The organism is Chitinivibrio alkaliphilus ACht1 (assembly GCF_000474745.1).
Lineage (GTDB): Bacteria > Fibrobacterota > Chitinivibrionia > Chitinivibrionales > Chitinivibrionaceae > Chitinivibrio > Chitinivibrio alkaliphilus.
In genome coordinates this window covers 71,811-97,219 of record NZ_ASJR01000001.1, presented here as the reverse complement: position 1 = coordinate 97,219, position 25,409 = coordinate 71,811, and the positions used below count along the sequence as shown (strand labels likewise).

General features: G+C 45.7%; 25 protein-coding genes. 12 read left to right on the top strand and 13 right to left on the bottom strand.

Features of this window, described 5'->3' with window-relative positions; translation table 11 throughout:
• Positions 1 to 26: 26 nt before the first annotated feature.
• The 4 genes from CALK_RS00395 to CALK_RS00380 form a co-directional block, all read right to left on the bottom strand.
• Positions 27 to 1,286, bottom strand: a complete 1,260-nt coding sequence (locus CALK_RS00395) for a GGDEF domain-containing response regulator (protein ID WP_022635653.1) — start codon at positions 1,284 to 1,286, stop codon at positions 27 to 29.
• Between the two features lie 68 nt (positions 1,287 to 1,354).
• A complete protein-coding gene (gene eno / locus CALK_RS00390; RefSeq protein ID WP_022635652.1) occupies positions 1,355 to 2,647 on the bottom strand; it encodes a phosphopyruvate hydratase in 1,293 nt (430 codons plus the stop codon).
• A 100-nt stretch (positions 2,648 to 2,747) separates the two neighbouring features.
• A complete protein-coding gene (locus tag CALK_RS00385) occupies positions 2,748 to 3,617 on the bottom strand; it encodes an SDR family oxidoreductase (protein WP_022635651.1) in 870 nt (289 codons plus the stop codon).
• A complete protein-coding gene (locus tag CALK_RS00380; protein ID WP_022635650.1) occupies positions 3,614 to 4,249 on the bottom strand; it encodes a hypothetical protein in 636 nt (211 codons plus the stop codon). The genes CALK_RS00385 and CALK_RS00380 overlap by 4 nt, the downstream gene beginning before the upstream one ends.
• Before the next feature lie 292 nt (positions 4,250 to 4,541).
• Between CALK_RS00380 and rlmB the strand changes: the two genes are divergently transcribed.
• From rlmB to CALK_RS12735, 3 genes are read left to right on the top strand one after another with little or no spacing between them, the layout of a single operon-like run.
• Complete coding sequence (gene rlmB / locus CALK_RS00375) at positions 4,542 to 5,312, top strand: 23S rRNA (guanosine(2251)-2'-O)-methyltransferase RlmB (RefSeq protein ID WP_022635649.1); 771 nt, start codon at positions 4,542 to 4,544, stop codon at positions 5,310 to 5,312.
• Positions 5,313 to 5,336: 24 nt separating this feature from the next.
• Positions 5,337 to 5,762: a BLUF domain-containing protein gene (locus tag CALK_RS00370; RefSeq protein WP_022635648.1), complete on the top strand. Its 426-nt coding sequence runs from the start codon at positions 5,337 to 5,339 to the stop codon at positions 5,760 to 5,762.
• A gap of 53 nt (positions 5,763 to 5,815) precedes the next feature.
• Positions 5,816 to 5,977, top strand: a complete 162-nt coding sequence (locus CALK_RS12735; protein WP_022635647.1) for a hypothetical protein — start codon at positions 5,816 to 5,818, stop codon at positions 5,975 to 5,977.
• A 79-nt stretch (positions 5,978 to 6,056) separates the two neighbouring features.
• Here CALK_RS12735 and CALK_RS00365 read toward each other — a convergent pair whose 3' ends face one another.
• The 6 genes from CALK_RS00365 to cysK form a co-directional block, all read right to left on the bottom strand.
• Positions 6,057 to 8,606: an MBG domain-containing protein gene (locus CALK_RS00365; protein ID WP_022635646.1), complete on the bottom strand. Its 2,550-nt coding sequence runs from the start codon at positions 8,604 to 8,606 to the stop codon at positions 6,057 to 6,059.
• 97 nt (positions 8,607 to 8,703) lie between these two features.
• On the bottom strand, positions 8,704 to 9,705 hold the full coding sequence (pseI, locus tag CALK_RS00360; RefSeq protein WP_022635645.1) for a pseudaminic acid synthase: 1,002 nt from the start codon (positions 9,703 to 9,705) through the stop codon (positions 8,704 to 8,706).
• Positions 9,705 to 10,307: a GNAT family N-acetyltransferase gene (locus CALK_RS00355; RefSeq protein ID WP_162146681.1), complete on the bottom strand. Its 603-nt coding sequence runs from the start codon at positions 10,305 to 10,307 to the stop codon at positions 9,705 to 9,707. Before CALK_RS00355 ends, pseI begins: the two co-directional genes overlap by 1 nt.
• A complete protein-coding gene (locus tag CALK_RS00350) occupies positions 10,234 to 11,325 on the bottom strand; it encodes a PseG/SpsG family protein (protein ID WP_022635643.1) in 1,092 nt (363 codons plus the stop codon). The genes CALK_RS00355 and CALK_RS00350 overlap by 74 nt, the downstream gene beginning before the upstream one ends.
• Positions 11,322 to 12,029: a pseudaminic acid cytidylyltransferase gene (gene pseF / locus CALK_RS00345; RefSeq protein ID WP_022635642.1), complete on the bottom strand. Its 708-nt coding sequence runs from the start codon at positions 12,027 to 12,029 to the stop codon at positions 11,322 to 11,324. Before pseF ends, CALK_RS00350 begins: the two co-directional genes overlap by 4 nt.
• Before the next feature lie 88 nt (positions 12,030 to 12,117).
• The gene (gene cysK, locus CALK_RS00340; RefSeq protein WP_022635641.1) at positions 12,118 to 13,068 is read right to left on the bottom strand and encodes a cysteine synthase A; all 951 of its coding nucleotides are present in this window, start codon (positions 13,066 to 13,068) and stop codon (positions 12,118 to 12,120) included.
• Positions 13,069 to 13,188: 120 nt separating this feature from the next.
• Between cysK and CALK_RS00335 the strand changes: the two genes are divergently transcribed.
• Positions 13,189 to 15,594, top strand: coding sequence for a peptidase U32 family protein (locus CALK_RS00335; protein WP_022635640.1), 2,406 nt, complete (start codon positions 13,189 to 13,191; stop codon positions 15,592 to 15,594).
• Positions 15,595 to 15,598: 4 nt separating this feature from the next.
• On the top strand, positions 15,599 to 16,240 hold the full coding sequence (locus tag CALK_RS00330; RefSeq protein WP_022635639.1) for a deoxynucleotide monophosphate kinase family protein: 642 nt from the start codon (positions 15,599 to 15,601) through the stop codon (positions 16,238 to 16,240).
• On the opposite strand, the gene CALK_RS00325 is transcribed toward CALK_RS00330, so the two are convergent.
• The 3 genes from CALK_RS00325 to fliS all read right to left on the bottom strand — a co-directional run bounded on the left by CALK_RS00325 (position 16,219) and on the right by fliS (position 18,293).
• Positions 16,219 to 17,196 (bottom strand): helix-turn-helix transcriptional regulator, encoded by a 978-nt coding sequence (locus CALK_RS00325; protein ID WP_022635638.1) that lies wholly within the window; start codon positions 17,194 to 17,196, stop codon positions 16,219 to 16,221. The two genes, CALK_RS00330 and CALK_RS00325, sit on opposite strands and share 22 nt — an antisense overlap.
• Positions 17,197 to 17,301: 105 nt before the next feature.
• Entirely contained in the window at positions 17,302 to 17,817 is a 516-nt protein-coding gene (yihA, locus tag CALK_RS00320) for a ribosome biogenesis GTP-binding protein YihA/YsxC (protein ID WP_022635637.1), read from the bottom strand.
• A 41-nt stretch (positions 17,818 to 17,858) separates the two neighbouring features.
• Entirely contained in the window at positions 17,859 to 18,293 is a 435-nt protein-coding gene (gene fliS / locus CALK_RS00315; RefSeq protein ID WP_022635636.1) for a flagellar export chaperone FliS, read from the bottom strand.
• A 113-nt stretch (positions 18,294 to 18,406) separates the two neighbouring features.
• Between fliS and CALK_RS00310 the strand changes: the two genes are divergently transcribed.
• The 7 genes from CALK_RS00310 (at position 18,407) to CALK_RS00280 (ending at position 25,368) form a co-directional block, all read left to right on the top strand.
• A complete protein-coding gene (locus tag CALK_RS00310; protein WP_022635635.1) occupies positions 18,407 to 19,336 on the top strand; it encodes an Mce/MlaD family protein in 930 nt (309 codons plus the stop codon).
• Entirely contained in the window at positions 19,337 to 19,708 is a 372-nt protein-coding gene (locus CALK_RS00305) for a glycine cleavage system protein H (RefSeq protein WP_022635634.1), read from the top strand.
• 228 nt (positions 19,709 to 19,936) lie between these two features.
• Complete coding sequence (locus CALK_RS00300; protein ID WP_022635633.1) at positions 19,937 to 20,353, top strand: type II toxin-antitoxin system death-on-curing family toxin; 417 nt, start codon at positions 19,937 to 19,939, stop codon at positions 20,351 to 20,353.
• A 43-nt stretch (positions 20,354 to 20,396) separates the two neighbouring features.
• Complete coding sequence (mutL, locus tag CALK_RS00295) at positions 20,397 to 22,220, top strand: DNA mismatch repair endonuclease MutL (RefSeq protein ID WP_022635632.1); 1,824 nt, start codon at positions 20,397 to 20,399, stop codon at positions 22,218 to 22,220.
• Positions 22,221 to 23,432, top strand: a complete 1,212-nt coding sequence (locus CALK_RS11810) for a MiaB/RimO family radical SAM methylthiotransferase (RefSeq protein WP_022635631.1) — start codon at positions 22,221 to 22,223, stop codon at positions 23,430 to 23,432.
• 87 nt (positions 23,433 to 23,519) lie between these two features.
• Positions 23,520 to 24,428 (top strand): signal recognition particle-docking protein FtsY, encoded by a 909-nt coding sequence (gene ftsY / locus CALK_RS00285; RefSeq protein WP_022635630.1) that lies wholly within the window; start codon positions 23,520 to 23,522, stop codon positions 24,426 to 24,428.
• Positions 24,429 to 24,447: 19 nt separating this feature from the next.
• The gene (locus tag CALK_RS00280) at positions 24,448 to 25,368 is read left to right on the top strand and encodes a hypothetical protein (protein WP_022635629.1); all 921 of its coding nucleotides are present in this window, start codon (positions 24,448 to 24,450) and stop codon (positions 25,366 to 25,368) included.
• Positions 25,369 to 25,409 lie beyond the last annotated feature (41 nt).

Here is a 25,409-nt window from a genome sequence, read left to right as displayed (position 1 = left end):
TCTTTCGTGAAAGACCTTCGACAGTATTAATGAATAATGAGTGAAGGATTACCTGTTTCATGTGCTGTAGAAAGTGCCCTTTGTGATCGTGCGAGAAGTATTTGAATAGTATCTGCCTCTTCTACTCGTGCTGCACCGATTTTTAAACGAAGGGTAATTTTTTCTCCCTGTTGCGGGAGATGAATAGGTTCGTTCTCCATGGAACGAATATATTTTGAGAAGACAGACTCAATGGAGCTTTGCTGAAAATTTACCGCAAGAAGAGCGAAGGTATTTTGTGAAATGCGGGCGAGAATATCGGAAGAACGAAACCGTGCATTGAGTTTTTCTCCAAGGCGGTAAATAGCAAAATCAACCGATGCAGTACCAAACTCCTGCAGAAGATAGGAATAATTTGCTACTCCGATGGTGACACAAAGAAGCGTGATATGATTACGAATACTATTTGACACCAGGGTTTGACCGGTTTCAAAAAAATAGGCCCGGTTGTACAATCCTGTCAACTCATCATGGGTTGCATTGTTTCGAATGCGAGAAATGTAGTGAATGTTGGCTATGGCCATACTAATGCGGCAATAAAACTCTTCAGCAAAAAGACTTTGTTTCACCAGAAAATCATTTGCCCCACTTTTTATAAAATTTCCCGGTGTATCTGAATCGCTGTACGCAGAAATACCAACAATGACGAGCTCTTCGCGACCATACATTTTACGAATATGTCGTGTCAGTTCACACCCATTCATTTCCTTCATTGAGTAATCAGTTATGAGAAGTTTTGTATCGGGATACTCTTCTAGAGCAGCAATTGCCTCAGAGGGAACGGATACCCCAATAACATCATAAAGCTTTAACCGGAGCATATCACAAATTAATTTGCGGAAGAAAGGATCATCATCCACAACAATTGCCTTAGTATGCATATTTCGCTGAAGCTCTTCTATGGTTGTTTTGAGCAGCTCTTGGTGATTCTCATCCTCAATAGTAATGGAAGCAACAATATTGTTTTTTCCAATCACCCCCGCCGTCGGGGTATCAGGTATCTGATACAAAATGATAGGAAGAGATTGTTTTTTTATACACTCAGGTAGAATGAAATTTCCGGCAAAATCTTTCGTAAGAGCATGGGAAATAACAACAGCAAAACAAACGCCCTTCTGAGTGTTAATAATACGACACCCTTCATCAAAACTTGATGCAGTAACACAGGAAAAGGGCAGAGACTCAAGGACCGACTCTACAGGATGAACTTCTGTCGTACTATCACTTATATAAAGAATATATTCCATTTTTGCGCTCGTGAGTGTGAAAAAAAAGGAGAACTGCCTTGGCAGTCCTCCCAAAAGTAACAATTATCTTAGGCGTTCCATCCGTACACAGCAAGATCACCAAGTTCTTCTTCAATACGAAGAAGCTGATTATATTTTGACATACGATCTGAACGACTTAGAGAACCAGTCTTAATCTGTCCAGAATTTGTCGCCACGGCAATATCAGCAATGGTATCATCTGCTGTTTCACCGGAACGGTGAGACGTTACAGAAGTATATCCTGCACGATGTGCCATTTCTATAGCATCAAGCGTTTCAGAAAGAGTACCGATCTGATTAACCTTGATAAGGATGGAGTTTGCACACCCTGTATCAATACCTTTCTTAAGGAACTCAACGTTAGTTACAAAGAGATCGTCCCCAACAAGTTGACACTTATCACCGACTTTCTCCGTAACTTTTTTCCAGCCATCCCAATCATTTTCATCCATACCGTCTTCGATGGAATCAATGGGGTATTTTTCGATAAGCTGTGAAAGATACTCTGCCTGCTCCTCGGAGGAAAGCACAGCGCCATTTTCACCCTCAAACTTAGCATAGTTGTATTTTCCATTTTCAAAGAACTCTGAAGAGGCACAGTCAAGAGCAATAGACACATCTCCACCATCTTCTTTTCGACCGGGGGTATATCCTGCATTTTTAACGGCTTTCATAATAGACTCAAGGGCATCTTCGGTACCATCAAGCTCCGGAGCAAAACCACCTTCATCACCAACGGCTGTGCTCAACTTACGTTCTTTCAATACACTCTTTAAGCTATGGAACACCTCTGCACCCATGCGAAGCCCCTCACGGAAGGACGTTGCTCCCACGGGGCGAATCATAAACTCCTGAAATGCAATAGGAGCATCTGAGTGAGAACCGCCGTTGATAATATTCATCATGGGAACGGGCAGTGTAACCGTGTTTGTTCCACCGATATAGCGATATAGAGGAATATCAAGAAAATTTGCTGCTGCCTTTGCTGTCGCAAGGGAAACCCCAAGAATTGCATTCGCCCCAAGATTTTTCTTGGTAGGAGTGCCATCAAGGGCCAACATCATTTTGTCAATACCACGTTGATCAAGAGAATTTTCACCCTCAAGCTCAGGACCGATCTTTTCATTTACATTTTTTACAGCTTCAAGAACACCCTTTCCAAGGTATCTGCTCTTATCACCATCACGAAGTTCAAGAGCCTCATGTTCGCCCGTAGATGCTCCGGAAGGAACAGCAGCGCGGCCCATAACACCGGACTCAAGGAACACATCTACTTCAATTGTTGGATTTCCTCGAGAATCAAGGATTTCCCGTGCCTGTACTGATTCAATAAGTGGCATAATTTCTAAACCTCCATAAAGTATAACTTGCGACCTCTAATATAATTCCTGAACTATTACGTGTGTATATGATTTCTTACGCACAGAAATCATTCTCTCCCTACAATTTCTTCCCCGCTTCACACAACTCATACATAAATTGTTTCAAGGAATCTTGGCAAGATGGGATAGGATGCGAAAACGCTTTTTCAAAACGGTGTGGTGATAGATACGACCACGAGGGGCGAGGCGCCCGAACCGAAAAGTAGTCATCCCCAACGGGGATAATCGGTTCGTAGTGATCTATCAGTCCGGCCTCACGGGCAAAACCGCACCCCATTTCTGCAAGCATGTACCGTGTTACCGCTCCGGGATTACACACGTGATAGATTCCGTAAGGAGCATCGGGGGTCTTTACAATGTGCAGCAGGGCATCACAAAGGTCTGCAGCGTTGGTTGCTCCTCCCCACTGAGTATTCACCGCGTAGGCAGTACCTGCAGCTGCTTTTGCTACAATAGAGCGAATAAAACCATTCTTTGCCATACCGTATACCCAGGAAGTACGCACAATATAATACCGCCCTCTCTGCTGAGCTATAGCCCTCTCCCCTGCCAACTTTGTTTCTCCATAATAATTACAGGGATTGGGCTGATCCTCTTCGTGCAAGGCAACCCCATAGGTTCCTGAAAATACATAATCTGTAGATAGATGAATGAAGAGGGCGTTCTTTTCACGGGCCAGGCAGGCAAGATTCTCTGCACCGCAGCAATTTGTTTCCCACGCCCTCCTTCTCTCTTCTTCTGCCGCATCAACATTTGTTACGGCGGCACAGTTAATAATTGTCCTTATTGACTTGTCTCGTCCAAAGGAAGATACGGCGTCCATAGTACGGATATCAATCCGATCTGTCAATACGGGTATATTTCTATTCCGACACTGTCGCACAAGCTCTGAGCCCACCAAGCCCGTAGCACCCACAACCCAAATCATATATCCTCCTTCTGTTTCTTTCGTCCTACATACCGCCAGAGCCGATATGTGGCAAGATAGGGAAAGGAAATCACCGTGAGACCCCCAAAGAGAAAGAGCTGTCCTAGGCAGAATCTACAAGTACAAGCCCCTTCAACATGCCACTCCTGTCCATGGTCAAACCGAGGAGTAAAGGAGACTCGATAGGGGAATCGCGAATGAAGATGCGCTGCCGCTCCAGTAACCAAGACTGATATTCGCGCTGTTTCATAGGGATCTTCCACTCCCCCTGAACAATGGAGATATGCCGTGGTGGGACGAATAATTCCACATATTCGCATCACCGTTGTTTTTCCAAACCATATAAAGGGTTTCACCATGGGATGCATCTGCCGAGCGTCCTTCCATACCATATATACCAAGACAGAAATATCACGAGCTTTCTGTGCAATTTTTACCAAAATACGATATATTCTATTCCACAAGCGTGGAGGCCGATCATAACGAGTATGCGTTTTGCGTTCTTGCGTAGTCTTTCTGGTATGCTGGGGCTCATCAATTTTCCGGTGCTGTGTGTCCGTAGCTTCATGGAAAGAGGTCTCTTGATCGGTAGACCATGAGACAGGAGATTCAGCATTAGCTTTTTTCGACACAGAAGCGGTACTCTTTTCTTTTTTCTACTGTATCTGCGCCTATCCCGTATAAAACAGCCAGACCACTCACCATTGGCGTATCGATAGGTAAAAAGAAATAAACGAATTTTGATGTATCCTGCACCGTCCCTACGCTCTACATGTAGCGTATGCGGCCAGATAAGCAAAACCACAGTCACACAGAGAAGAATAAGAAGAAAAATACCCATATGCATACAGTCTAAAATTATTGCAGATTATCAGCTTCGATAAATATATTTTGAAACGAAACCCTTTAGGAAAGATTATACCTATGCAGAAGAAAAAAGAGATTAATCAGCCGGAACGACAAGTGTTTGGTATTCATGCGGTAACCGAGCTGGTACATGGTTCTCCTCAAACCATTGATAAGATATACTTTACTGATAAAAATAAACAAGGAGCTCTATTTTCTCTCATGAAACGAGTAAAAAAGGAGAAGCTCCCCTATGCGAATATTCCCGCAACAAAATTGGATAAAATGGTCCCCAGAGGAAGTCATCAAGGGGTTGTTGCGTATAAAACGGTGCGATCTTATGATCCAGAATCTACCATTGAAGATATTTTAGAAAAAGAAGAAACACCTCTCTTTCTCGTGCCTGCTTCTCTCGAAGATCCAGGAAATTTTGGTGCTATTATCCGTACGGCAACCGCCTTTGGTGTCTCCGCCATACTCCTCGAACGAAAGGGTACGGTTGGACTCAATGGAACCGCAGCAAAAACATCCGCCGGCACCATCGATCATATGCGCATTATAAAGCCGGCCCACTTGCTGAAAACCCTCGAACTACTTCAACAAGCAGGAGTACAAATTGTTGGTGCAGAAAGTGGCGGAGAGACCCGTATTGACCAGATAAATCTCTCAAAACCAACCGTACTTATTACCGGCGGAGAACATCGCGGTATCCCTCCCTATCTGCAAAAGATATGCAATAGCCGTCTCTCCATACCGATGGATCCAAAAGTAGAATCTCTCAATGTGTCGGTTGCTGCGTCTCTTTTGCTATATGAACGAAGCAGACAAATGAATTTTCCCTGTGCCTAACCCATTTTTAAGGAGGTTCTCCCTATGTATCGTGTAATCTACAAAAGTCGCATGACCACACAGCTTACCAGGGATGCTGTTGAAAGTATTATGAATGAAAGTAGAGAACGAAACGCGGAAAATAACATCAGTGGGGTTCTCCTTGCATCGGAGACGCACTTTCTCCAAATTCTTGAAGGCCCCTTTTTCCCCCTCAATGAAACCTTTTGTCGTATCAATAAGGATACCCGCCACGATACCATGCAGATCATCTCTTTTCGTGAAATAAGCAAGCGGGTTTTTGAAAACTGGGGCATGCGTGGCTTAGGTGTCCTGAATCTCAATATCGATTTGGCAAAACGTCTGCGGGCAAAATATGGGGAAGAAGAAGGGGGCTTACGCTTTCCCCATACAGAATGGCAAGCCCTTGCACTGTTTTTTGATCTTAATATGATCACACGTATCCCCTAGTTCTCCCAGATATCATCCAAAGAAAAGACGTGATTTGACTACGGCAAGCGGATATGCTCTATTATAAAAAAGAGCATACAGGCTATATACAACTCACACTCAATCCTCGTTCTGTGGTGACCGGCTTTTCTAATTCAGCAACTATACTCGTGAAAAAGCAACGCCATGCCCTAGTTCATCAGGATCATACTTCAAATCAAAATCTGCGTGGATAGGACAAGATCAAGTACGGTCACACTAAAAAAGGGAGGCCTACCGACCTCCCTTTGTATAAATAACAACACCTGGAAACTACTACTCACGTACCCCGAGGACACCCCGGTAGCGCTCTACTGTACCGTTATCATATTCCACCGTGGCAATTACCGCATACGACCCGGCAGAAACACGCATACCCCGGCGATTTCGCAGATCCCACGTAAATCGTCCGGCCTCACGTGTCTGCGCAGGGGCTTCCTGACGATCTATGACGTTTCCAACCATGTCATAGATGGTAATACTGACCTGTGCAGCATCACCCGTCACCACAAAGATATCTACGGTCTCATCCCAGAGGGATACGGGGGTTTCTCCAAAATAGACACCGCGGGATGCACCTCCATGGGCTACTTCATCCTCATAGATTATATCGGTGGACTCCGTAATGGTAAAAACTCCATTTTCAAAGGTGATAGTGTAGTTGTCCGCCTCTGCTCCTGAGGGAACAATCGCATAGGTTCCCACGGTATCCCCGGGGACACGCACCACAATCAACCCCGTAACCACAGATTCATCATCATCAAAGGCAAACCCCTCATAGGATACGGGATACTCTTCGGGTTCATCCCCACCTTCTTCTATGGTACTATCATCAGCACGAATGATCAGTTCACGGGGATGAATACGGAAGAAACCTTCCCCGAAGGTCATACTATAGTTCTCACCCGAAGAAAGAGATCCCTGAAGAACAGAATACTCGCCCACATCTTCTCCGGACTCACGTTCCAGGTGACCGGTGAGAGTGTCCTCACCAAGGAGTCCATCCGCCGTATAGGAAAGATCCGGATCATCCTCACCATATATTTTGCTCAGCGTATCTGCCTGCACATTGACAGGACGAGGGGTAATCTCAAATATACCCGCGGAAAATGACAGGGAGTAGTACTCTTCTACGGACAAACTTCCTTGATTTATCACATAGGTACCTACATCCTCTCCGGACTCACGGGTAAGCTCGCCCGTCAATTCATCATCATCCAGCAGCCCCTCCACTGTGTAGGTAAGGGGTGGATCATCATCGCCATATACTTTGCTGAGACGCTCTGCGGAAACCGTTACTGGTGCCGGATCCACCTGTACTGATATGAGTGTATCCACAGATAGATACGTCTCTTCATCATGGGGAAGAAACAAAAGGGTATGTTCCGATTCACCCAGGGGAAGGCGTTCATCCGTAGTATCGTAAAAAAGAAATTCCCCGTCTACGTCGGCCTCTCCCCCCGAAAGGGTAAGATCATCCATAGTTGCTCCGTAATAGGCCGTATCCACCGTGGGCCAGGATATAATGGATGGAGGAATACGTTGCCATAACAGGTAGGGATATCCATCATTCATCTTTTCATCCCTGCCCCATATAGAGTCAAAATCCCATCCGGCATCGGTAAAAGTTTCTGTATTTGTAAGCTCTTCCGTGGTCTTTCCCGTTCCCGCAGCAGAAGAATCCTGTCCAGAGGTCTCCATATCCCAAAATGATCCTTCCACCGTTGAGGTAAACTCCTGTCCAACAAAACCGCCACTATCACGGCTTGATACAGAAACTGGACCCGTACTGTAACTGTTTTGTATATTCGATGATGCGGAATATCCCGCAAAACCGCCAACCGAATATCGTCCAAGGACCGTTGCCCTACTATATGAAGAAGAAATATCTCCGGAGCTTCGACCGACAAATCCTCCTACCCTTTCATCCCCTGAAACCTCCCCCGTACTATAAGACTCCTCGATGGTACCTGTATGATTACCAACAAACCCGCCGATACGCTCACCATCACCCGAAACACCTCCTGTAGCGGAGGATTGTCTGATAGTTCCGCTATTATTACCGACAAACCCGCCGACACGTCTTCCATCTCCCATTACATCTCCTGTACTGTAGCTACGAAATACTTCACCGGAATTACTCCCGATTAAACCGCCGATTCTATCTCCATCAGAATTAACCTGAACAGAACTGCCGGAATACTCCACCTCACTGTTGTTATTAACCCCGCCAATTAATCCGCCAACCACTTCTCCGGTACTGAATACTGCCCCTGTGGTATAGGAGTGTATCACCTGACTGTTGCTGCTGTATCCCACCAATCCGCCAATATCCTCATCATCTCCCGTCACACTGCCCGAAAAAGAGCAATTTTCCACCAGAGAACTATTAATTTCCCCGGCAAGCCCTCCCACGGACTCATCCCCCGATATCTCCCCATTAACAATGGTGATATTTTTCAGTGTCCCCTCATACACGTTTGCAAAGAGGCCCACCCGATTCTCATCATGACGGGCAATACGAATATTAGAGATCGAATAGCCATTGCCGTCATAGGTTCCGAGGAAGTCTTCAATGGGTTCCCATCCTTTACCATCATTATAAAATTCCCCGCCGGACTGAAAATCGGCAGGATCAAATTCTATATCACTCTCCTGTCTGAAATGGGAATCAGAAGAATCTGGCACGGCATTGAGATGAGCACTGTTTTCAATCAGATAGGGATCATCTTCTGTACCGGATCCTCCGGCAAAATCTGACGCTATGGCCATGGGAATGATACTGCATATGATGAATATGGTCAATTTTATACGTACGAGATTCATAGCTCCTCCTTATTATTTACTACATACCATATAATATATGTAGTGTTTTAAAGAGGTGGTAAGAATCTAGAAGAACATGCGATGATTCCAAGAAAAACTAAAGAGTAATATGCTCCATGCGAAGAGGAGTACCTCTCTTAATTTCTTCTTGAGCCTGTGTTCCCAGAATACCATGGTAGAAACGCGGCGGTATTCCGTGCCCCGGCCGGAGAACAGCTATATTATCTTCACGAAAGCGTTCTCCCCTAGCAATATCCTGCGTTGCAAAAAGAGAACGTCGACGCACACGATCTTTTTCATCTACTGCATAGGACACTGTTCCAAGAGCTTCCTCAGTATTTCGCACAACCCGCACCATCTCAGCAAACTCATTGGGCTCAAGAGAAAAAGGAGCATCAGGTCCGCCGTGTGATCGATTAAGAGTACAGTGTTTTTCAACAACTTCTGCCCCCAGAGCAACCGCCGCCGCGGGAACACAGGCCCCCAAGGTATGGTCTGAGACCCCAACGGAAACACCAAAGCGTTGTTTCATATCAGGAATCGTGCGAAGATTTGCTTCGCCTCGAGTGGCTGGATAGTGCGAAGTACATTGTAACAAGGTAACATCCTCATTTCCTTGACGACGACATGCTGCAAGAGCAGCTTCAATATCATGCTCATCTGCAGCCCCCGTTGAGATTAAGACAGGTTTACCCATACTGGCAACATACTCAATAAGGGGAAGATGATTTATCTCCAAGGAGGCGATCTTATACATGGGACAGTCCAGAGACTCGAGAAAATCAACACCATGTCTATCAAAGGGAGAGGAGAAAAAGGTCATGCCGAGTTCTTCCGTAAGAGCCTGCAATTTGGGTTGCCACTCATAGGGCATGGCGGCTATTGAGTAGAGTTCCCATGGGGTATATCCCTTCCATAACCCCTCTTTACGGGGAGCAAAATAACCATCTTGACTGTTTAGGGTAAGACTTTCAGGTCGATAGGTTTGCACCTTAATGGCATCAGCACCAGCATGAGCCATGGCGCGAATCGTTTTTGCAGCTATGGAAAAATCATTTTGGTGGTTCGCCGAAAGTTCCGCAACGATACGTACAGCCACTACACCTCCTTGTTTGTAAAAATTTCTTCAGGACGTTCAATAGTTGGAGTTGCATAGGTGGAACAATTTTGATTCCACACATGGCGATGCAGGACCATAGTGGTAAATCGTTCTGAATAGGCAGCTGATGAAAAGTACTCAAAGCCAAAGGATGCGTTGATATGCTGTGGCGCAAGATTATCAATCTTATGAAGTGACACAATGGCATCAAGCTTTAGGAGGGTGAAGGCAAACCACATCCACGCCACCGATGCTTCTCGGGCATACCCCTTTCCAAGAAAGGCCGTATCACCAATGTAGCGGCCCTGCTCACATGCATATCCAAAACGTTCTTCTCCGCTCTTTTTAAGCGACCACACTCCTATGGGAGTGTGGCATGATCGAAGACAAAGCACATAGTCTATACGAGTATTTCTGGTTTTAAAAAACCAATCACGGTGCTGTTCCGCTGTAAGATCACTATCCGGAGGGTATTCAAGAATATCCTTGATTCGTTCTTGATTCCGCCAAGCAACGACCAGATCAGTATCATGCTCTGTCATGGGACGCATACGAAGTCGTTCGGTTATCAACACGGCGTGAGGTGAGAGGTTTGTGGACATCATGACTCCTTTCATCTATGATTTTGGCAAGACGCTGCGCTCCGCCCCCGTCAACACACGAAAGGGCAGAGCATATTCGGTCTACATACGAGGAAGATTGAGAGAGCTGCATATACGCGTTCTGCACGGCTTCTTTGGTCACATTTGGAAAGGAACCAAGATACCTTGCACCTCCAGAATTATGCCATGCCCGTGCTTGGCGAACCTGATTTTCAGCTATGGAGACAAGTATCATGGGGAGTTTGCAGCAGGCCGCCTCATAGGTTGTTGTCCCGCCAGCCAACACAGCCATACGACATGCTGTAAAAAGGTTGGCCACATATGGGGGATTACAGAAAAACTCAACCCGCCCCCTACCGTTGTGAGAAATCCACCGCTGAATTTCAGTATTACGAGGGTTTTGCGCTCCCGAAAGGATATAGATTTGTTCCTCTCCCGACAGTACTGGAAGAAGTGCTTGTACCACAAAGAGAACTGCCCCACGATCATCACCGCCACCAAAAGAAACAAGTATGTTTTGCCCCTTTTTTTGAACATCAGTACACCGAAATTCCGGACGGAGAAGAGCGAAGTCAGGACCAAGAAATAATTTTGCTGCGGGATTTTGTATAACAGCCCTATAGGGAAGATCATGGGCGCCTAAACTTGCATTAACAATATAATCTCCCCACAGAGACACATTTCCGGAATAATCAAACTGTAGCCACGGCAGAGAGAAATTATGTACTATTTTTTGAAACTCTTCCCCCGGAGTATAGTCATCGATCACAAGAAAGGATGCCCCATACTGCACTGCCAAGGCACAGAGGCTATCAGCCTCTTCACGGTCTCCGCGCCAAGATGAGCGTGCAATCCATATATCGAATAGATCGCGGTCGTTCTTGTTTTGCCACGAGAGAGACGGTCCAATCATGCCGCATGAAAGGGCACGTTCTTTACACCCCATAGCAAGGGAGCGACACCGCATTAAATGCCCCATACCGTGGGTTGAAGAAGCTGTGCAGAAGAAAAGAATCACTCCGTCTCTTCCTTCATGAGCGTTCGATACATTACGGTGGCTCGTTTCCAGTCTTCAGGGGTATCAAGATCTTGCACACGATGTCTCGGTAGAATAATAGGAATTGAACGCCCTTCAAAAGTCGGAGTGTCAGAGAGAAAGGCGGAAACAGTTCCCCAGTAAAACTGCCCCGCATCGTGATATGCCTCAGTAAGATCTTGCGAACGACTTTGTGCATGCTCTGGCCACAACATGGTGGTAAACGTATCCGGGGTGATAGAGAGAGCCCGTTGCACCGGGTACGGAAAAGAGGTAACAGAAAAAGCAAAATCCCCTTTACGCGCAAGTAACTCCTCAAAACCACGGCGTATATCCTCAGCACGAATAAAAGGAGCCGTGGGATATACACAACAGACGTGGCTCACAGCTACCCCAGAGGCTTCTATCTCTTTGATTGCATGTTGAATAACTGGTCGGGTGGGAGTAAAATCGTCAGCAATATGAGCAGGGCGCATAAAGGGAACGTCAGCACCATACTCCCGGGCAAGCGCCCCGATTTTTTCACTATCCGTTGAGACAATTATACGATCAAAACACTCACTTTTCTGTGCCGCTTCAATCGAATAGGCGATCACGGGCTTACCACAAAAGTGCTTGCTGTTTTTTCCGGGAATACGTTTGCTCCCGCCACGGGCAGGAATGACGCATAGACGAAAGGACGACACGGCTCCCCCTTGGTACAACTGTAATTACATAGTAATATACCATGGAATCACAGTTTTGACAAGAGGGGCAGTAAATAGACGACCCTTCTTATGCGGGGGGTGAAAATAAGGGCGTGCTTAGATATCGCTCTCCCGCATCGGGAAGAACCGTAACAATGGTTTTACCAGCATTTTCCGCACGTTGGGCCAAACGAAGTGCTACAGAAACTGCGGCACCACAGGAAATACCAGAGAGAAGTCCTTCCTCCCGGGCAAGACGTCGTGCAGTTTCATACGCCGCATCTCCTGAAACGGTTTCAACTCCATCGATACATGACAGATCAAGCGTATCGGGAATAAATCCCGCACCAATACCCTGTATCTTATGAGGGCCTGGCTTGAGAGGGATTCCCTCTATAGTTTGAGATATAACCGGGCTCTCTTCAGGTTCTACGGCAATGGAGAGGATCTTTTTTTGCTGCACCTCTTTGATATATCGAGAAACGCCGCTAATAGTACCTCCCGTACCAACCCCTGCAACAAAAATATCAATAGTACCATCGGTGTCACGCCATATTTCAGGGCCGGTTGTAGTAAAATGGATTTCGGGATTTGCCGGGTTTTTGAACTGCTGTGGAAGAAAGAAGTTTTCTCCTTCTGCCACAATTTCTTCAGCACGCTCTATGGCTCCTTTCATACCGAGATGCCCCGGCGTAAGAATGACCTCGGCCCCAAAGGCAGCAAGAACCCGGCGCCGCTCAATACTCATGGTATCCGGCATGGTAAGAATAAGGCGATATCCCCGTGCTGCCGCAACAAATGCCAGGGCAATACCCGTATTCCCACTGGTTGGTTCTACGATGGTTCCTCCCGGAACAAGAACCCCCTTTTTTTCTGCATCCCATACCATATTTGCCCCTACACGGCATTTTACAGAAAATGCGGGGTTTCGCCCCTCTATTTTTGCAAGCACCCGTGCATATGCTCCCTTGGTAAGATGAGTAAGTTCAACCAAGGGGGTATTACCAATGGACTCCGAATTGTCTTTAAATACAGCCATTATCACTCCTGTCTACAAAACCTTATAATACACATGTAATATATATGCAATTATAGCAAGGCGAAAATTATTTTCCTCTGTTGAAGAGATAATATATTTTTTCTTTTCCCTGGGATATACATGGCTCAATCAGCACCATTGCCGGAACTACTCGCCCCTGCGGGTGATGCGGAATCATTTAAGGCAGCCATTGCTGCCGGTGCAGACGCTATATTTTTTGGTCTCCCCGCCTTTAGTGCACGAAGTCGTGCAAAAAACATTTCCCTTAAGGAGATGCCGGATCTACTCGAATTAGCCCATCGTCATGGGGTTCGTACCTACCTTACCATGAATACTCTTCTTCTCGATCATGAGATACACCCAGCCGTGAATCTCCTCAAGAAGTGTTTTGAAATGGGGCTTTCCGCGGTTATTATCCAAGATTGGGGCCTTCTTCGTATTTTAAAAGAAAACCTTTCTCCAGACGCCATACATAGTTCAACCCAAATGACAACACATAATGAAGGACAGATTCACTTTCTCAGCCGTCACGGCATTGGTCAGATCAATCTCTCCCGCGAACTCTCGCTTGAAGAAGCGCACTCCCTTTGTAAGACATGCCACAGCCATCATATTGTTCCTGAAATATTTGTCCATGGAGCCCTATGCACATCCTTCTCCGGTCAGTGCTATTTTAGTATGAGTTTGTATGGACACGCGGGAAACCGCGGTGACTGTGTGCAACCATGTCGCCGTCAATACACACGTACAGAAAACTCGCAAGGCCTTCGCCCCTTTAATCTTCGTGATAATTCTCTCTTTGCTCATGGAGCAAAACTCCTTGAAATAGGAGCTGGTAGTGTAAAAATTGAAGGAAGAATTAAAGATGCGTCCTATGTGTGGACGATTGTCTCTGCATGGAGAGAGCACCTTCGAAACATCGGTGTAGGGGATACATCTGAAGGGGATGATCCACGTCTGCATAGAGTATTCAACCGAACCTTCACCGACGCCTATGCACGAGGGGCCATCTCTCCAGAGATGTTTTCTCCTCATGACGGTTCTGCGGCACAACAGGAAGGTGGTACGGTATGCGCATATCATGCAGACACGAAAACACTACACCTGTCCACGGGGATACTTCCGAAAGGGGCGCTTTGCACCCTTTTTACTACAAAAGGTGAATTTGTGTGTACTGGCATTATTAATAACGTTCATAGGAATAACACCTATACCTTTACGATAACAAATAAACTGGTCCGCAAAATTCAACGAACACAGAATGTCTTTTTTACTCCTCCTGACATTTCAGCTCATACACGCAAACAGAAAATAACAGAAATTGAACAGAAGAAACGACGTGTAACCGTACACCTTTCCGGTGAATATGGAAATCCCCTGCGTTGTCGCTTTGTGATAGATTCATCCAATGAGTTCTGTGTATCAAAACGAACCCTCGAAAGGGCACAAAATCGTGCATTGACTCGCAAAACGCTGAAACACCACTTGGACACCCTGCACTCCTCAGGCATCTCCGTTGTCATAGGAGAAATGAATCTTCCTGAGCACCCCTTTCTTCCCGTGGGTGACCTCAAACAAATCCGTAATACTATTCGCGACTCCGTCCAACGTACATACCGTAGGAAAAGCCCTTCCATCCCCATACCACCACTTCCCCCTGTTCGGAAAAATCATCGTGCTCGCCTTGCGTATATCACAGACTCTCCACAGGAAGCAACACGGCTTGCAAAACAAAAGAAACTGGTCTTCTGCGATGTCCCTCGACGTATCTCTGAAAAAATAACTGCCTTTTTTCAATCTTCGCCGAGGGTACTCCCGATCTTTCCAGCGATACTCATAGGCCATGATTATACTGCAGCTTGCGTGTTCTTAGAAAAGATTCCCCAAAAACGCATCTTTTGTGAAAATACGGGGATTGCCCTGGCAGCATCCATGCTTGGTAAGGAAGTAATCCTCGGTAGCAGAGCAAACATTACCAACTCTTACGGTATAGAGCTATTCTCACACTCCCTCTCTCTCTGTGGCGTTGTTCCTTCTCGTGAAATATCCCCACATGATGTCTCATCCTTGCGTCCTCCTCCAGGAATACCTCTCTGGCATCCTCTGCTTACGCGAGATTTTCTCTTGGAAAGCCGCGCGTGTTTGGCAGCACGTTCCCGTAGCTGCCTCCATCCGTGTACCTCCCCCCAAAACGCAGGATGCACCATATCACACGTTCTCCATGGTATAGAGGGAGAAAAAATTCGCATAGAAAAAACACCTGAGGAATACAGCTGTCTCTATGGCGAAAAGGCCCTCTCCTATACGTCCTACATCGAGTTACTCAATACCATATCCGTCTTTACTGTTGATTTGCGGGTATATCCTCCCGGAACAAAACGTGAAACCTGTCTTACGCAGGCCGAAGCTTTCATACAAAAACCAACTCCCTCTTTCACTTTTTCCCAGAGTTGCCGCCCCTCTCATTTCTGTACGAAAAATACTGAAACATCTGTACAAGATGTATTTTGCCCCAAAAGGAATTAGATATATGAAGAAACAGATAATTCTCCTTGCTGGAAAAATAAACAGTGGTAAAAACCATGCTGGATCTTTTCTGGAACAACGCTATATCAATCAAGGTATTCCCACGGCACATCTTTTTTTTGCAAAACGTCTCAAAGACCTTTGTTGCCACACCTTTGAGCGCTACAGCACCTATCTCCAAAATGAGCTCACCAAAATAGTTTCCCGCAGTGATGACCCTGTGATTCGGGAAATTGCAGAGAATCTTATGATTCATCAAAAAAATTGGTATGAGGAAAAGAACGATTCCACCCGTCTCATACTACAAGATGTGGGAACGCGCCTTGTACGTGATGCCATGGATGCAGATTTTTGGCCTCGACAGATTATTCCTGCGATCACCGCCGGAAAGGAAGAGGTATACATCATTACTGATTTTCGTTTCCCCAACGAGTACCAAGTACTCAAGACAGAACTTGGTAAAACCTGTACCATTCATACCATACGAATAGAGCGTGAGATCCCTGAAAAGGAACATATATCCAACCATCCAAGCGAAGACTCGCTGGGAACATTCCCCTTTGATTTTACCGTCAACAACAGAGGTAGTCTTGCAGATTTCGAAAGAGCCCTGGATGAACTTTTTTATAAGTTACAGAGGTCGTAACACCGACGTTGTACCATCTCTTTCAAGCACGGTGGAGCAATATCACGAAGAGCCCCACTCAATCCCAAGACCCATGTAACAAGCTCATCATTGCAGAAAACGTCCATGGTGAGAATAATATCTCCAGACTTAGTCTCTTCAATTTTCTGTGACTCATGCCAGACGCGTTCATAAATAAAGGATGCACTCTCCGCAGCAAAGCGCAGACGAACCCGCTCTTTGGATCCATAAGTCATGATACCGAAGGAGTGCACCGCCTTGTCCTCATACTCTTCCAAAAGAGCGGGATCAAAATGTGCAACCCTCTCTTCCTGTTCAGCCTCATCAATTCGAGTAATATGAAATATTTTCAGAAAGGAGTCCCCCTCTTTCAAGCCAAGCAGATACAGGGAGTCATGATAGATAATCATGCGATAGGGCGAAAGGGAGAATGTCTTGGGAACCTCCCCCATTTTTACATAGGTAATGCGTAATCGATACCCACCATATAGAGCAGAAATTACTTCATCAACAACATCGCGCTTATCTCGATAGTCCCGACACGGTCCCAGCTGCACAGAAAACCCCCGGTCTATCTCTTGGGGAGTATCGCCATAGGGGTTGGTGGAGGCGGTAATCATAGAAATGGCGCGATCAAGGGTTTCCTTAAATATGGTTCCTTCAAAATAGCGAAAAAGCCCCTTGCCCATGTGCAGGGCTTGCACCATATCGTGAGTAAAAAAACTGCCGGCAAAGTCTGCCTTGTTTTGTATCTGATACAGACTCCCGCGCCGTGAAGAGGTGATTGTATAGCCTAACCGCTGAATATCCTGTAAATCGCGAAATATGGTCCGCCTGCTGGGCAGGGCAATTCCCCGCTCTTCAAGACGTAACTCCATATCGTCAAGACTGAGGGGGTAGGTAGTATCAAGCAGAATTTGTATGAGAGTAAACACACGAAGTACTTTACGGTCCACTACTCCTCCGGATGAATCCACGCTGAAAAGCGTTTCCAAAATGTTTCTCTACAAGCCGTACCATTGCGAACAGAGTAGGGTAAAAGAGGCATGCCGGGCGGAAAATCAAAAGCCTCTTTCAGAGAACGCAGATTTTTTTTGTCGCTCTTTTCTGTTGAGCTTATCACTCTTTGTAAGCACAACAAACACCGGTATACCAAGAGTGGCAAGCCAGTTTGCTGCCTCACGATCGATGGTCGTACCCCTTTCACGTCGATAATCAAGAAGCCAAATAAGACCTGCAAGATTTTCCCGTTGCTCACAGTACGACGCAATCATTCCAGACCAGTCAGCTCGATCTTTTTTTGACACACGGGCATAGCCGTACCCGGGAAGATCAACAAAGGAGATCTCATCTGTGAAGGAAAAGAAATTTAACAGACGTGTCTTTCCCGGCTCTCGAGACACACGAACCAATTTTTTTGACTCGAAGATATGATTGAGAAAAGATGACTTCCCCACATTTGAGCGACCAAATAAGGCAAATTCTGTTCTTTCGTGGGCGGGACAGCCTGAAAGATCTGCTGCAGAGGTCAGAAAATCGACGGATGCACCAGAAAAGTACTCCCTATATACGGCCATGGCCACGCCTCCAAAAAAAAGTTGCCCTAAAATATATTTATCTACCCTCGGGCGGCAACGGTTTTCTTCTTATACTCCTGTCGAACCTTATCAATCCCTCCTTGACTTTTCACATCCTGAATGGCCACTTTCCATGCCTCACGCAAATCCGTTAAGTAGGCAAGAATTTCTTCTACGGGGGCATTATCACGATCTGTGATAGCGGTGGTAATACGATGCAACATGTATTCATAGAGGCTGTAGAGATTTTTTGCCACCTCACCGACCTTCAAATCTAAGGCAATAAGGAGCTCTGTTACGGCATCCTGCATCTTGTATAGATGACGATTCCTTTGTTCAATATTTTTGTACGAATCATCAAGAAGCAGGGCTTGCTTGCCTTCTTTTATGGCAACATCATAACAAATAACAATGAGTTTCCCCTTGTCCGCTGTTTCCACACTGGCCGATTTGTACGTACTGTATCCCTGTTTCATGGTCACGCTCCATTGAAAAATGTACTCATCTGCGGCAGTACAACACCACCGAGGATGTTCTCTATTTATATTTTCGGTATCTCAAAGAAAAAGTTTAACCGTGCGGGAGAAAAATGTCCGAAAGAAAATATCGACGCATTGGCTATGCGGTTTTCGCAACTGTTCTTCTTCTCCTCATATGGCTTGTGGGTATGTTCCTGTTTCACGAACAACGCACTGCCGGTACCTTGGTTATACAACTACCCCGTACGGGAACACTTAATATAGACGATACCCTCACGGTGCGCGGCTCCGGCTATGGAACTATCAGAGCCATTGACGTTACAGAAGATGCCAAGGCATTGCTCACGGTAGATCTCTTCCGTCCGCTTAAGGTATACGAAGGATACCAGGTCTACGTAGAGGATCAGGGGATATTCGGCAAACGAACGGTCACCTTAATAAACGGCCCTTCCACTGCACAAAGGCTTTCGCCGGAAGATACCCTTACGGGAGAATATTATGAGGGTATGATGGATATTCTTGGTAATATCTACCAATTTATGGAGGCCTACCTGCGCTTTCGAAATACCGTAGAAACGTTGTATGACTATTTCACCGAAGACGATGTCCTCACCCCGCGATTTCTCTCCGCCATAACACGCTTCGACACTCTTCTTTCTGAGATCGATCATTTTCTGTATGAGGTCAGTATTGCCGCAGAGAAGATGCTTCCGCATGGCACAGAACAAAGTAACCTCTTACAGCAACAGATGTCTAGTATATCTCGCCATGCAGCACACCAGCTTCCCCGAACAACCCAAGTAGCAGATGATCTGATCAACCTTTCCCAGATAGTCTCACAGAGCATTGACGAGGAACTTCTGGAGAACCTCTCATCATTCCATATGGCCTTAGATGATCTCGATAGTATACTGAGCGCTGAAGATATGTCCGTGATGCTTACACAACTACAAGATGATCTTGAAACAATTCAAAAAGACGCAACGCGTCTCCGAGTACGCCTGCGATTCCGTGACAGATCTTCAAAAAAGGAGGAATAAATGGAAACACTGTGGTATACAAAACAACATGAATGGGTTGTAATAGACGGCACATTGGCCCGTGTAGGGATAAGCTCCCATGCCTTGGAAACTCTTGGAGAGATTCAATACGCAGACCTTCCCGAAGAGAAAAAAAACGTAACTGCAGGCGAAGCCGTTGCCACTGTGGAGTCTCAAAAGGCAACAAGCGATGTACACGCTCCCCTGAGCGGCCGCATTCATCGCATACATGCAGAGCTTGAAGAACATCCTGCCCTTATTAACACAGATGATACAGAGACATCGTGGATTTACATATTGGATGAATTCTCCATGGAAGATGTGTCAAAACATCTCCTCACGCCTGATGAATATGAACGCTACATTGCATAAGAAGGTTGACAAAAAAACTCATGGAGTATCTTAAGATATGAGAGGAGGTTTGTAGTATGAAACAAAAAACGACCTATCTGCAGAGGCACACTCTCTCCATAAAACCCAGGGATTTGCCTTTGTACCGGAGCATTCTGAGGGATCGCAGAAAAATCAGCGCGTTGAGAACCTCTACCCTCTTTTCTCCCTAAAGTACCGTAAATCTCTTGACAAACTTGCCCGGTAACTATGATACGCTTTTTATGTCGAGAAGAGATACTCTATCTCCACCGCATCGAAGTAGAACGTTCCGGGGGTACTGCGGCCCTGCGGGATGCACGGGAGCTTGCGGCAATCCTGGATGCCCCAAAGGTAACCTTTGGAGGTACGTACCTGATGGACATATTTTCCATGGCCGCAACCTATATTCAATCAATCGTCTATCATCATCCCTTTCTCGATGGAAACAAACGAACCGCCCTGCTTTCAGCACTCACCTTTCTTTTTTTTAATGGATATACCTGTGATGAAACCTATGAAGAGCAACTTGCCGATGTGGTCTTAGACCTTATTTCACACGATATATCCAAGGATGATCTTGCTCATTTTTTCTCCGCACGCTGTTTTAAGCACTCACCGGAAGATTTGCTCTCTCGTCAGCAATAATCTATTTTACGATACGAGTGAGTATTTAAGGTGCGGGTATACTATGAAACAGATCTCCCTTCTTACACCGGATGTGGTGGAACAGATTGCTGCCGGTGAAGTGATTGAGCGCCCCGCGTCAATTGTAAAAGAACTTCTTGAAAACAGTATTGATGCCGGTGCAACACGTATAACCATCACTATTGAAGAGGGTGGCCTTTCACGTATTGTCATTACTGATAACGGTATGGGCATTCCACAAGAAGAATTACCCCTGGCCATCCAACGCCATGCCACAAGTAAAATACGCAAATCGGAAGATCTCTATCGTATTACCACCCTCGGCTTTCGCGGAGAAGCCTTGGCAAGTATCTCCGCCGTAAGCCGCTTTGAAATACAGAGCAGTAATATCGGTGATGGCATGGGGTGGCGTCTCTCTGTAGACGAGAATGGCATTTCTCCCATGGCGCCCACGGAACATCTTAAGGGAACCACCATTGAATGCCGAGATCTCTTTTACAACCTTCCCGCTCGAAAAAAGTTTTCCAAGTCGATTCGTTCTGAAACCATGGCCGTGGTAAAAACCATCGAACAGGTAGTATTAGCCTTTCCTGCGATTCATTTTTCTGCCACAATCAATGGAAAAAAGCGGTACGACACACCTTCCGTGGACTCTCCCCTCTTACGCATCGCCCAAATAGCGGGGCGCGAATTGGCCGAAGACCTCATTCATGTGAGTCGTGAAGAAGAGGATTACGCCATAGATCTCTATATCAGCCCGCCACACAAGGTACAGGCCCGTCCGCGGTATCAATCACTCTTTGTAAACCTTCGCCGGGTGGATAACAGGTCTATATCCCATGCTGTTACAAAGGCATTTACCCGGTTTATATCAGGTCATTTAAAACCAAATTGGTTTTGCTATCTTGACATAAACCCGGAAAAAATAGATGTGAACGTCCACCCCACTAAGGCAGAGATTAAGTTTGATGCAGAACAACAATTATTCTCCTTTGTATACCATGGGGTAGAAACAGAGGTAAACACGCACTTGCGCCAAGAGCTTACCCCAGCAGCTTCTGAATCTGCTCCTTCTGGCTCTGCCACAGCCGTTCCCGAACTGCATGAAACCAAGACAACCCTGCACAGTTTTTCCTCTTCCTCTATGGAGCCGGGCCAATCATCCGTACGAGAAATTCGTCAGGGGGTTCGACCAAAAGCAACCGAGCAGGGACAAACGGCTCTTTCTTTCCTCTCTCGTGTCCATGATACCACCGAAGACCACTCGTACCTTGGCAGAGGACAGGCAGTGGAAGGAATCCCTTGTTTTCAAATTCACAAGCGATTCATACTATCCCCCGTAAAAGAGGGAGTTATTATTATCGACCAACATGCTGCCCATGAACGAATTCTATATGAAAAAATACTCCGTGAACTCTATGAGGGCGGCACCGATTCACAGCAACTCATGTTTCCTGTAACCATTACCTTGACATCGGAAGAAAAGAACCAGGTGATGGAGTTACGCAATTACTTTGAGAAGACCGGATTCACGATACAAGATTTTGGAGGCAACAGTATTGCCGTTTCTGCTGTTCCCGCCCAGGGGTTTGTAAAATCAACAGAGATACAGGATGCAATACAGGAAATGCTCACCGCCTTCAAAGAAGAACGGGATGCGTCCATTCTTACCTCTTTACACAAACGTTTTGCCGCATCCTATGCGTGTGGAGCAGCGATAAAATTTGGACGGGAGCTGCGACAGGAGGAAATGAGTAGTCTTATGAATGCCCTTTTCACCGCAGAAAACCCGCATATCTGTCCCCATGGGCGTCCCACTATTACCAAAATGAGTCTTGACGAACTCAACAAAAGGTTTCTTCGATAAATGAAACAGCTCTACTTTAAAACCTTCGGCTGTCGTACAAACAGCGAAGAAACCAACGCCTATGCCACAGAATTCCTCTCTCATGGTTATTCACGGGTAGCCACACCGGAAGAGGCTGATATTATTGTTATTAACGGCTGCTCTGTTACAAATCAGACAGAACAAAAAATACGTCGCTATATTGCATCAATACACGAAAAATATCCTTTCATAGAGATAGCCCTTACGGGGTGCCTTGCGCAACAATGGCAGGATCTTCCCCGGGTACATGGCATTACATGGCTCATAGATAATACGCGAAAAAAAGATATTGTTTCTGTAGTAACATCGGAAACGGGAGGAACATTCACGGGAACTCTCTCGGAAAAAAGTGCCGTAAGTCAGTTTTTCCAGATTCCTCATCCGGAAAATGCTCAGAGAACCCGCCTCTCTTTGAAAATACAGGAAGGGTGTAATAAGGCGTGCAGCTATTGTATTGTGCCGCGCTTGCGCGGACCAGCACGGAGCATTTCCGCTGCAGAGGTTCTACGTACAGCAAAGCATGCCCTACGGCTTGGATATCGGGAAATTATCCTCACGGGTACTCACATAGGCCAGTACCGAGATGGAACAGCGAAATATCTGGATATTCTTCACAACCTTCTGAGCCTTGATACGTCACTCCGCATCCGTCTTAGTTCCATGAATCCCGAAGATATTACCCCGGACCTCATAGCTCTTTTTACCGAACATAACAACCTCTGCCATCATCTTCATATTAGCTTCCAATCCCTCAGTAGTGATGTCCTTAAGAGAATGAACCGCTCAGTTCGGGCTGTAGAGACACTGCAACCAACCCTGGCAAAACTTTGTACCCAATTCCCCGATTTTTCCATTGGAGGTGATTTTATCGTTGGTCACCCTGGGGAAAGCAGCGACGCCTTTTCTCACACGTGCGCACGTCTGGAAGAATACGGCATCTCATATGGACACGTATTTCGTTACTCTCCTCGTCCTCAGACAGCAGCTGCAGAGATGAACGATGCGCCACCATCGCATATCAGTACAGAACGAAGCCGCCACATACGAAAAATTTTGGAATCTCTTCGCACTCAATTTTTAGAGAAGCAACAGGGAAAAACAGAGTTCATTATCAGTGAAAAAAAGGTATATTACAAGGTGTTACCGGTAATTATATTTCTGTTAAGGTGCCCTCCCACGAGGATGTGGTGAAAAACCAGGTGTATCCTGTCACCTTGTCTGAGATTCACGGCACAGGCATGACCGGTGTAATACCAAAGTTTTATTCGTAAGGTATATATGAAATTATTTGCCAGACTAAAGGATGGGTTAAGTAAGACCCGCAATCAAATCTCCGAAATCGTGGAACACGATACGAAGATCACGGAGGAGTTTTACGAATCCCTCGAAGACGCTCTCATCGCTGCAGATGTTGGAGCTGATATCACCATGGAGATACTTGACAAACTTCGGAGTGAAGTTGAACTAGAAGGTATCACTGGATGTGCCGAGGCATATGAAACCCTGAAACATTTACTCTCCCTTGATATGGCAATTCAAAAAGAGCCAGACGAATTTCCTCCAAAACCTTGGACAACCTTGGTAATAGGGGTAAATGGCGTGGGAAAAACCACCACCATTGGAAAGCTTGCCCATGAATATCGCCAACGAGGCAGTCGGGTACTCCTTTCCGCTGCAGACACGTTTCGTGCTGGTGCCATTGAACAGTTACAGTTGTGGGCCGAACGTGCCGAGTGTGAAATTATTACTCAAGGTGAAGGGGCTGATGCTGCTTCGGTTGTGTATGACAGTATGGAAGCAGCCAAAAAACGTGGTGCTGATGTGATGCTTATTGATACTGCGGGACGCTTACACAATAAGGGAGAGCTCATGAAGGAGCTTGGAAAAATTGTTCGCGTCTTAAAAAAATCAAATCCATGGACTCCCAACGAAGTATTCCTTGTAGTAGATGCAACCACCGGTCAAAATGCCATCAAGCAAGCAGAGGTGTTTAATGAACTCATTGAGATAACTGGCTTCATCATCACTAAACTTGATGGGACATCTAAGGGAGGAATAGCCCTTTCTCTCACACGAACATTCAATATTCCCGTAAAAAAAATTGGAGTGGGCGAAGGCCTGCATGATCTGCAGGATTTTGATCCAAAATCATACATTGACGCCATGTTTGGCGATTTTTCCGTATAATTTTCGGAAAGGAGTACCTATGGATACAATCACATCTGATACACAAAAGCAGCCTGAGCGAATCTTCCCCTTTCATAAGGATGAGCAAGATGAGGTTCCGCGGACAGCCTATGAGCTTGCGGAAAACTTGCTGGAGCAGGAAGAGAAAAATGCAAAAAATGCTCTGGGACATCTTTGGAGACTAAAGTCGTCCATGGGTGATCATGGCGGAGGTGATGAAACCATATCGATGCTCATAGAACATTATCAAAACAAAATTGACCTGCTTCGTGATCAACGAATTACCCTTCTTTCTGTAACTGAAGATAGCAAAAACCTCATGGATGAACAAGAACAGTCTCAACGTGAGCTTCGTCGGATACGTGGAGGTATACAAAAATGTACTGAAGGTATTCAGACACTTCAGACAAAAAAGGAAGAGCTTGAACATAAAGAAGCAGAGCTAGAACTAATTACCAGCCAAATTGAAAAAGAGCTCATTTTAAATAATAAACGCGTGGTAAACGGACTGTATGAAGTTGTGCATCCCACGGATGACATGGGTGAGTCGGCCCTTGAAGATACAGACAGCTTCTTTCGTGAAACAGTACCAGAAAAGCCTCTCGATGTATTCCCCGTAATACACCATAACGCTTCTCTTCCCGTTGTTGCTGTAAAAGCCCCTTCTGGACAAATCCTTTCACATTACTATATACAAAAAACAGCGGTTCCAAGAAAATATTTAATGGTCTCTACTTTTCACGTCGTCTCACTATCTTTACGCAGCAAGTGCATAATCGGGAACTTAAGAAACTTCTGCTTCTTTCTATTCAGGATACGCTACACCGAATACGGAAAGACAACACTGTTGAGTTTGAGCACTGCCTCAATGAGATTCTTAATACAAAAAGTCTTGAATTGCTCAAAGAATCCTTACGTACCAATGAGTTCACTACGGTAAAAGAGTTTTCACGAAAATTGCACTCCAAAATATACGCTTTA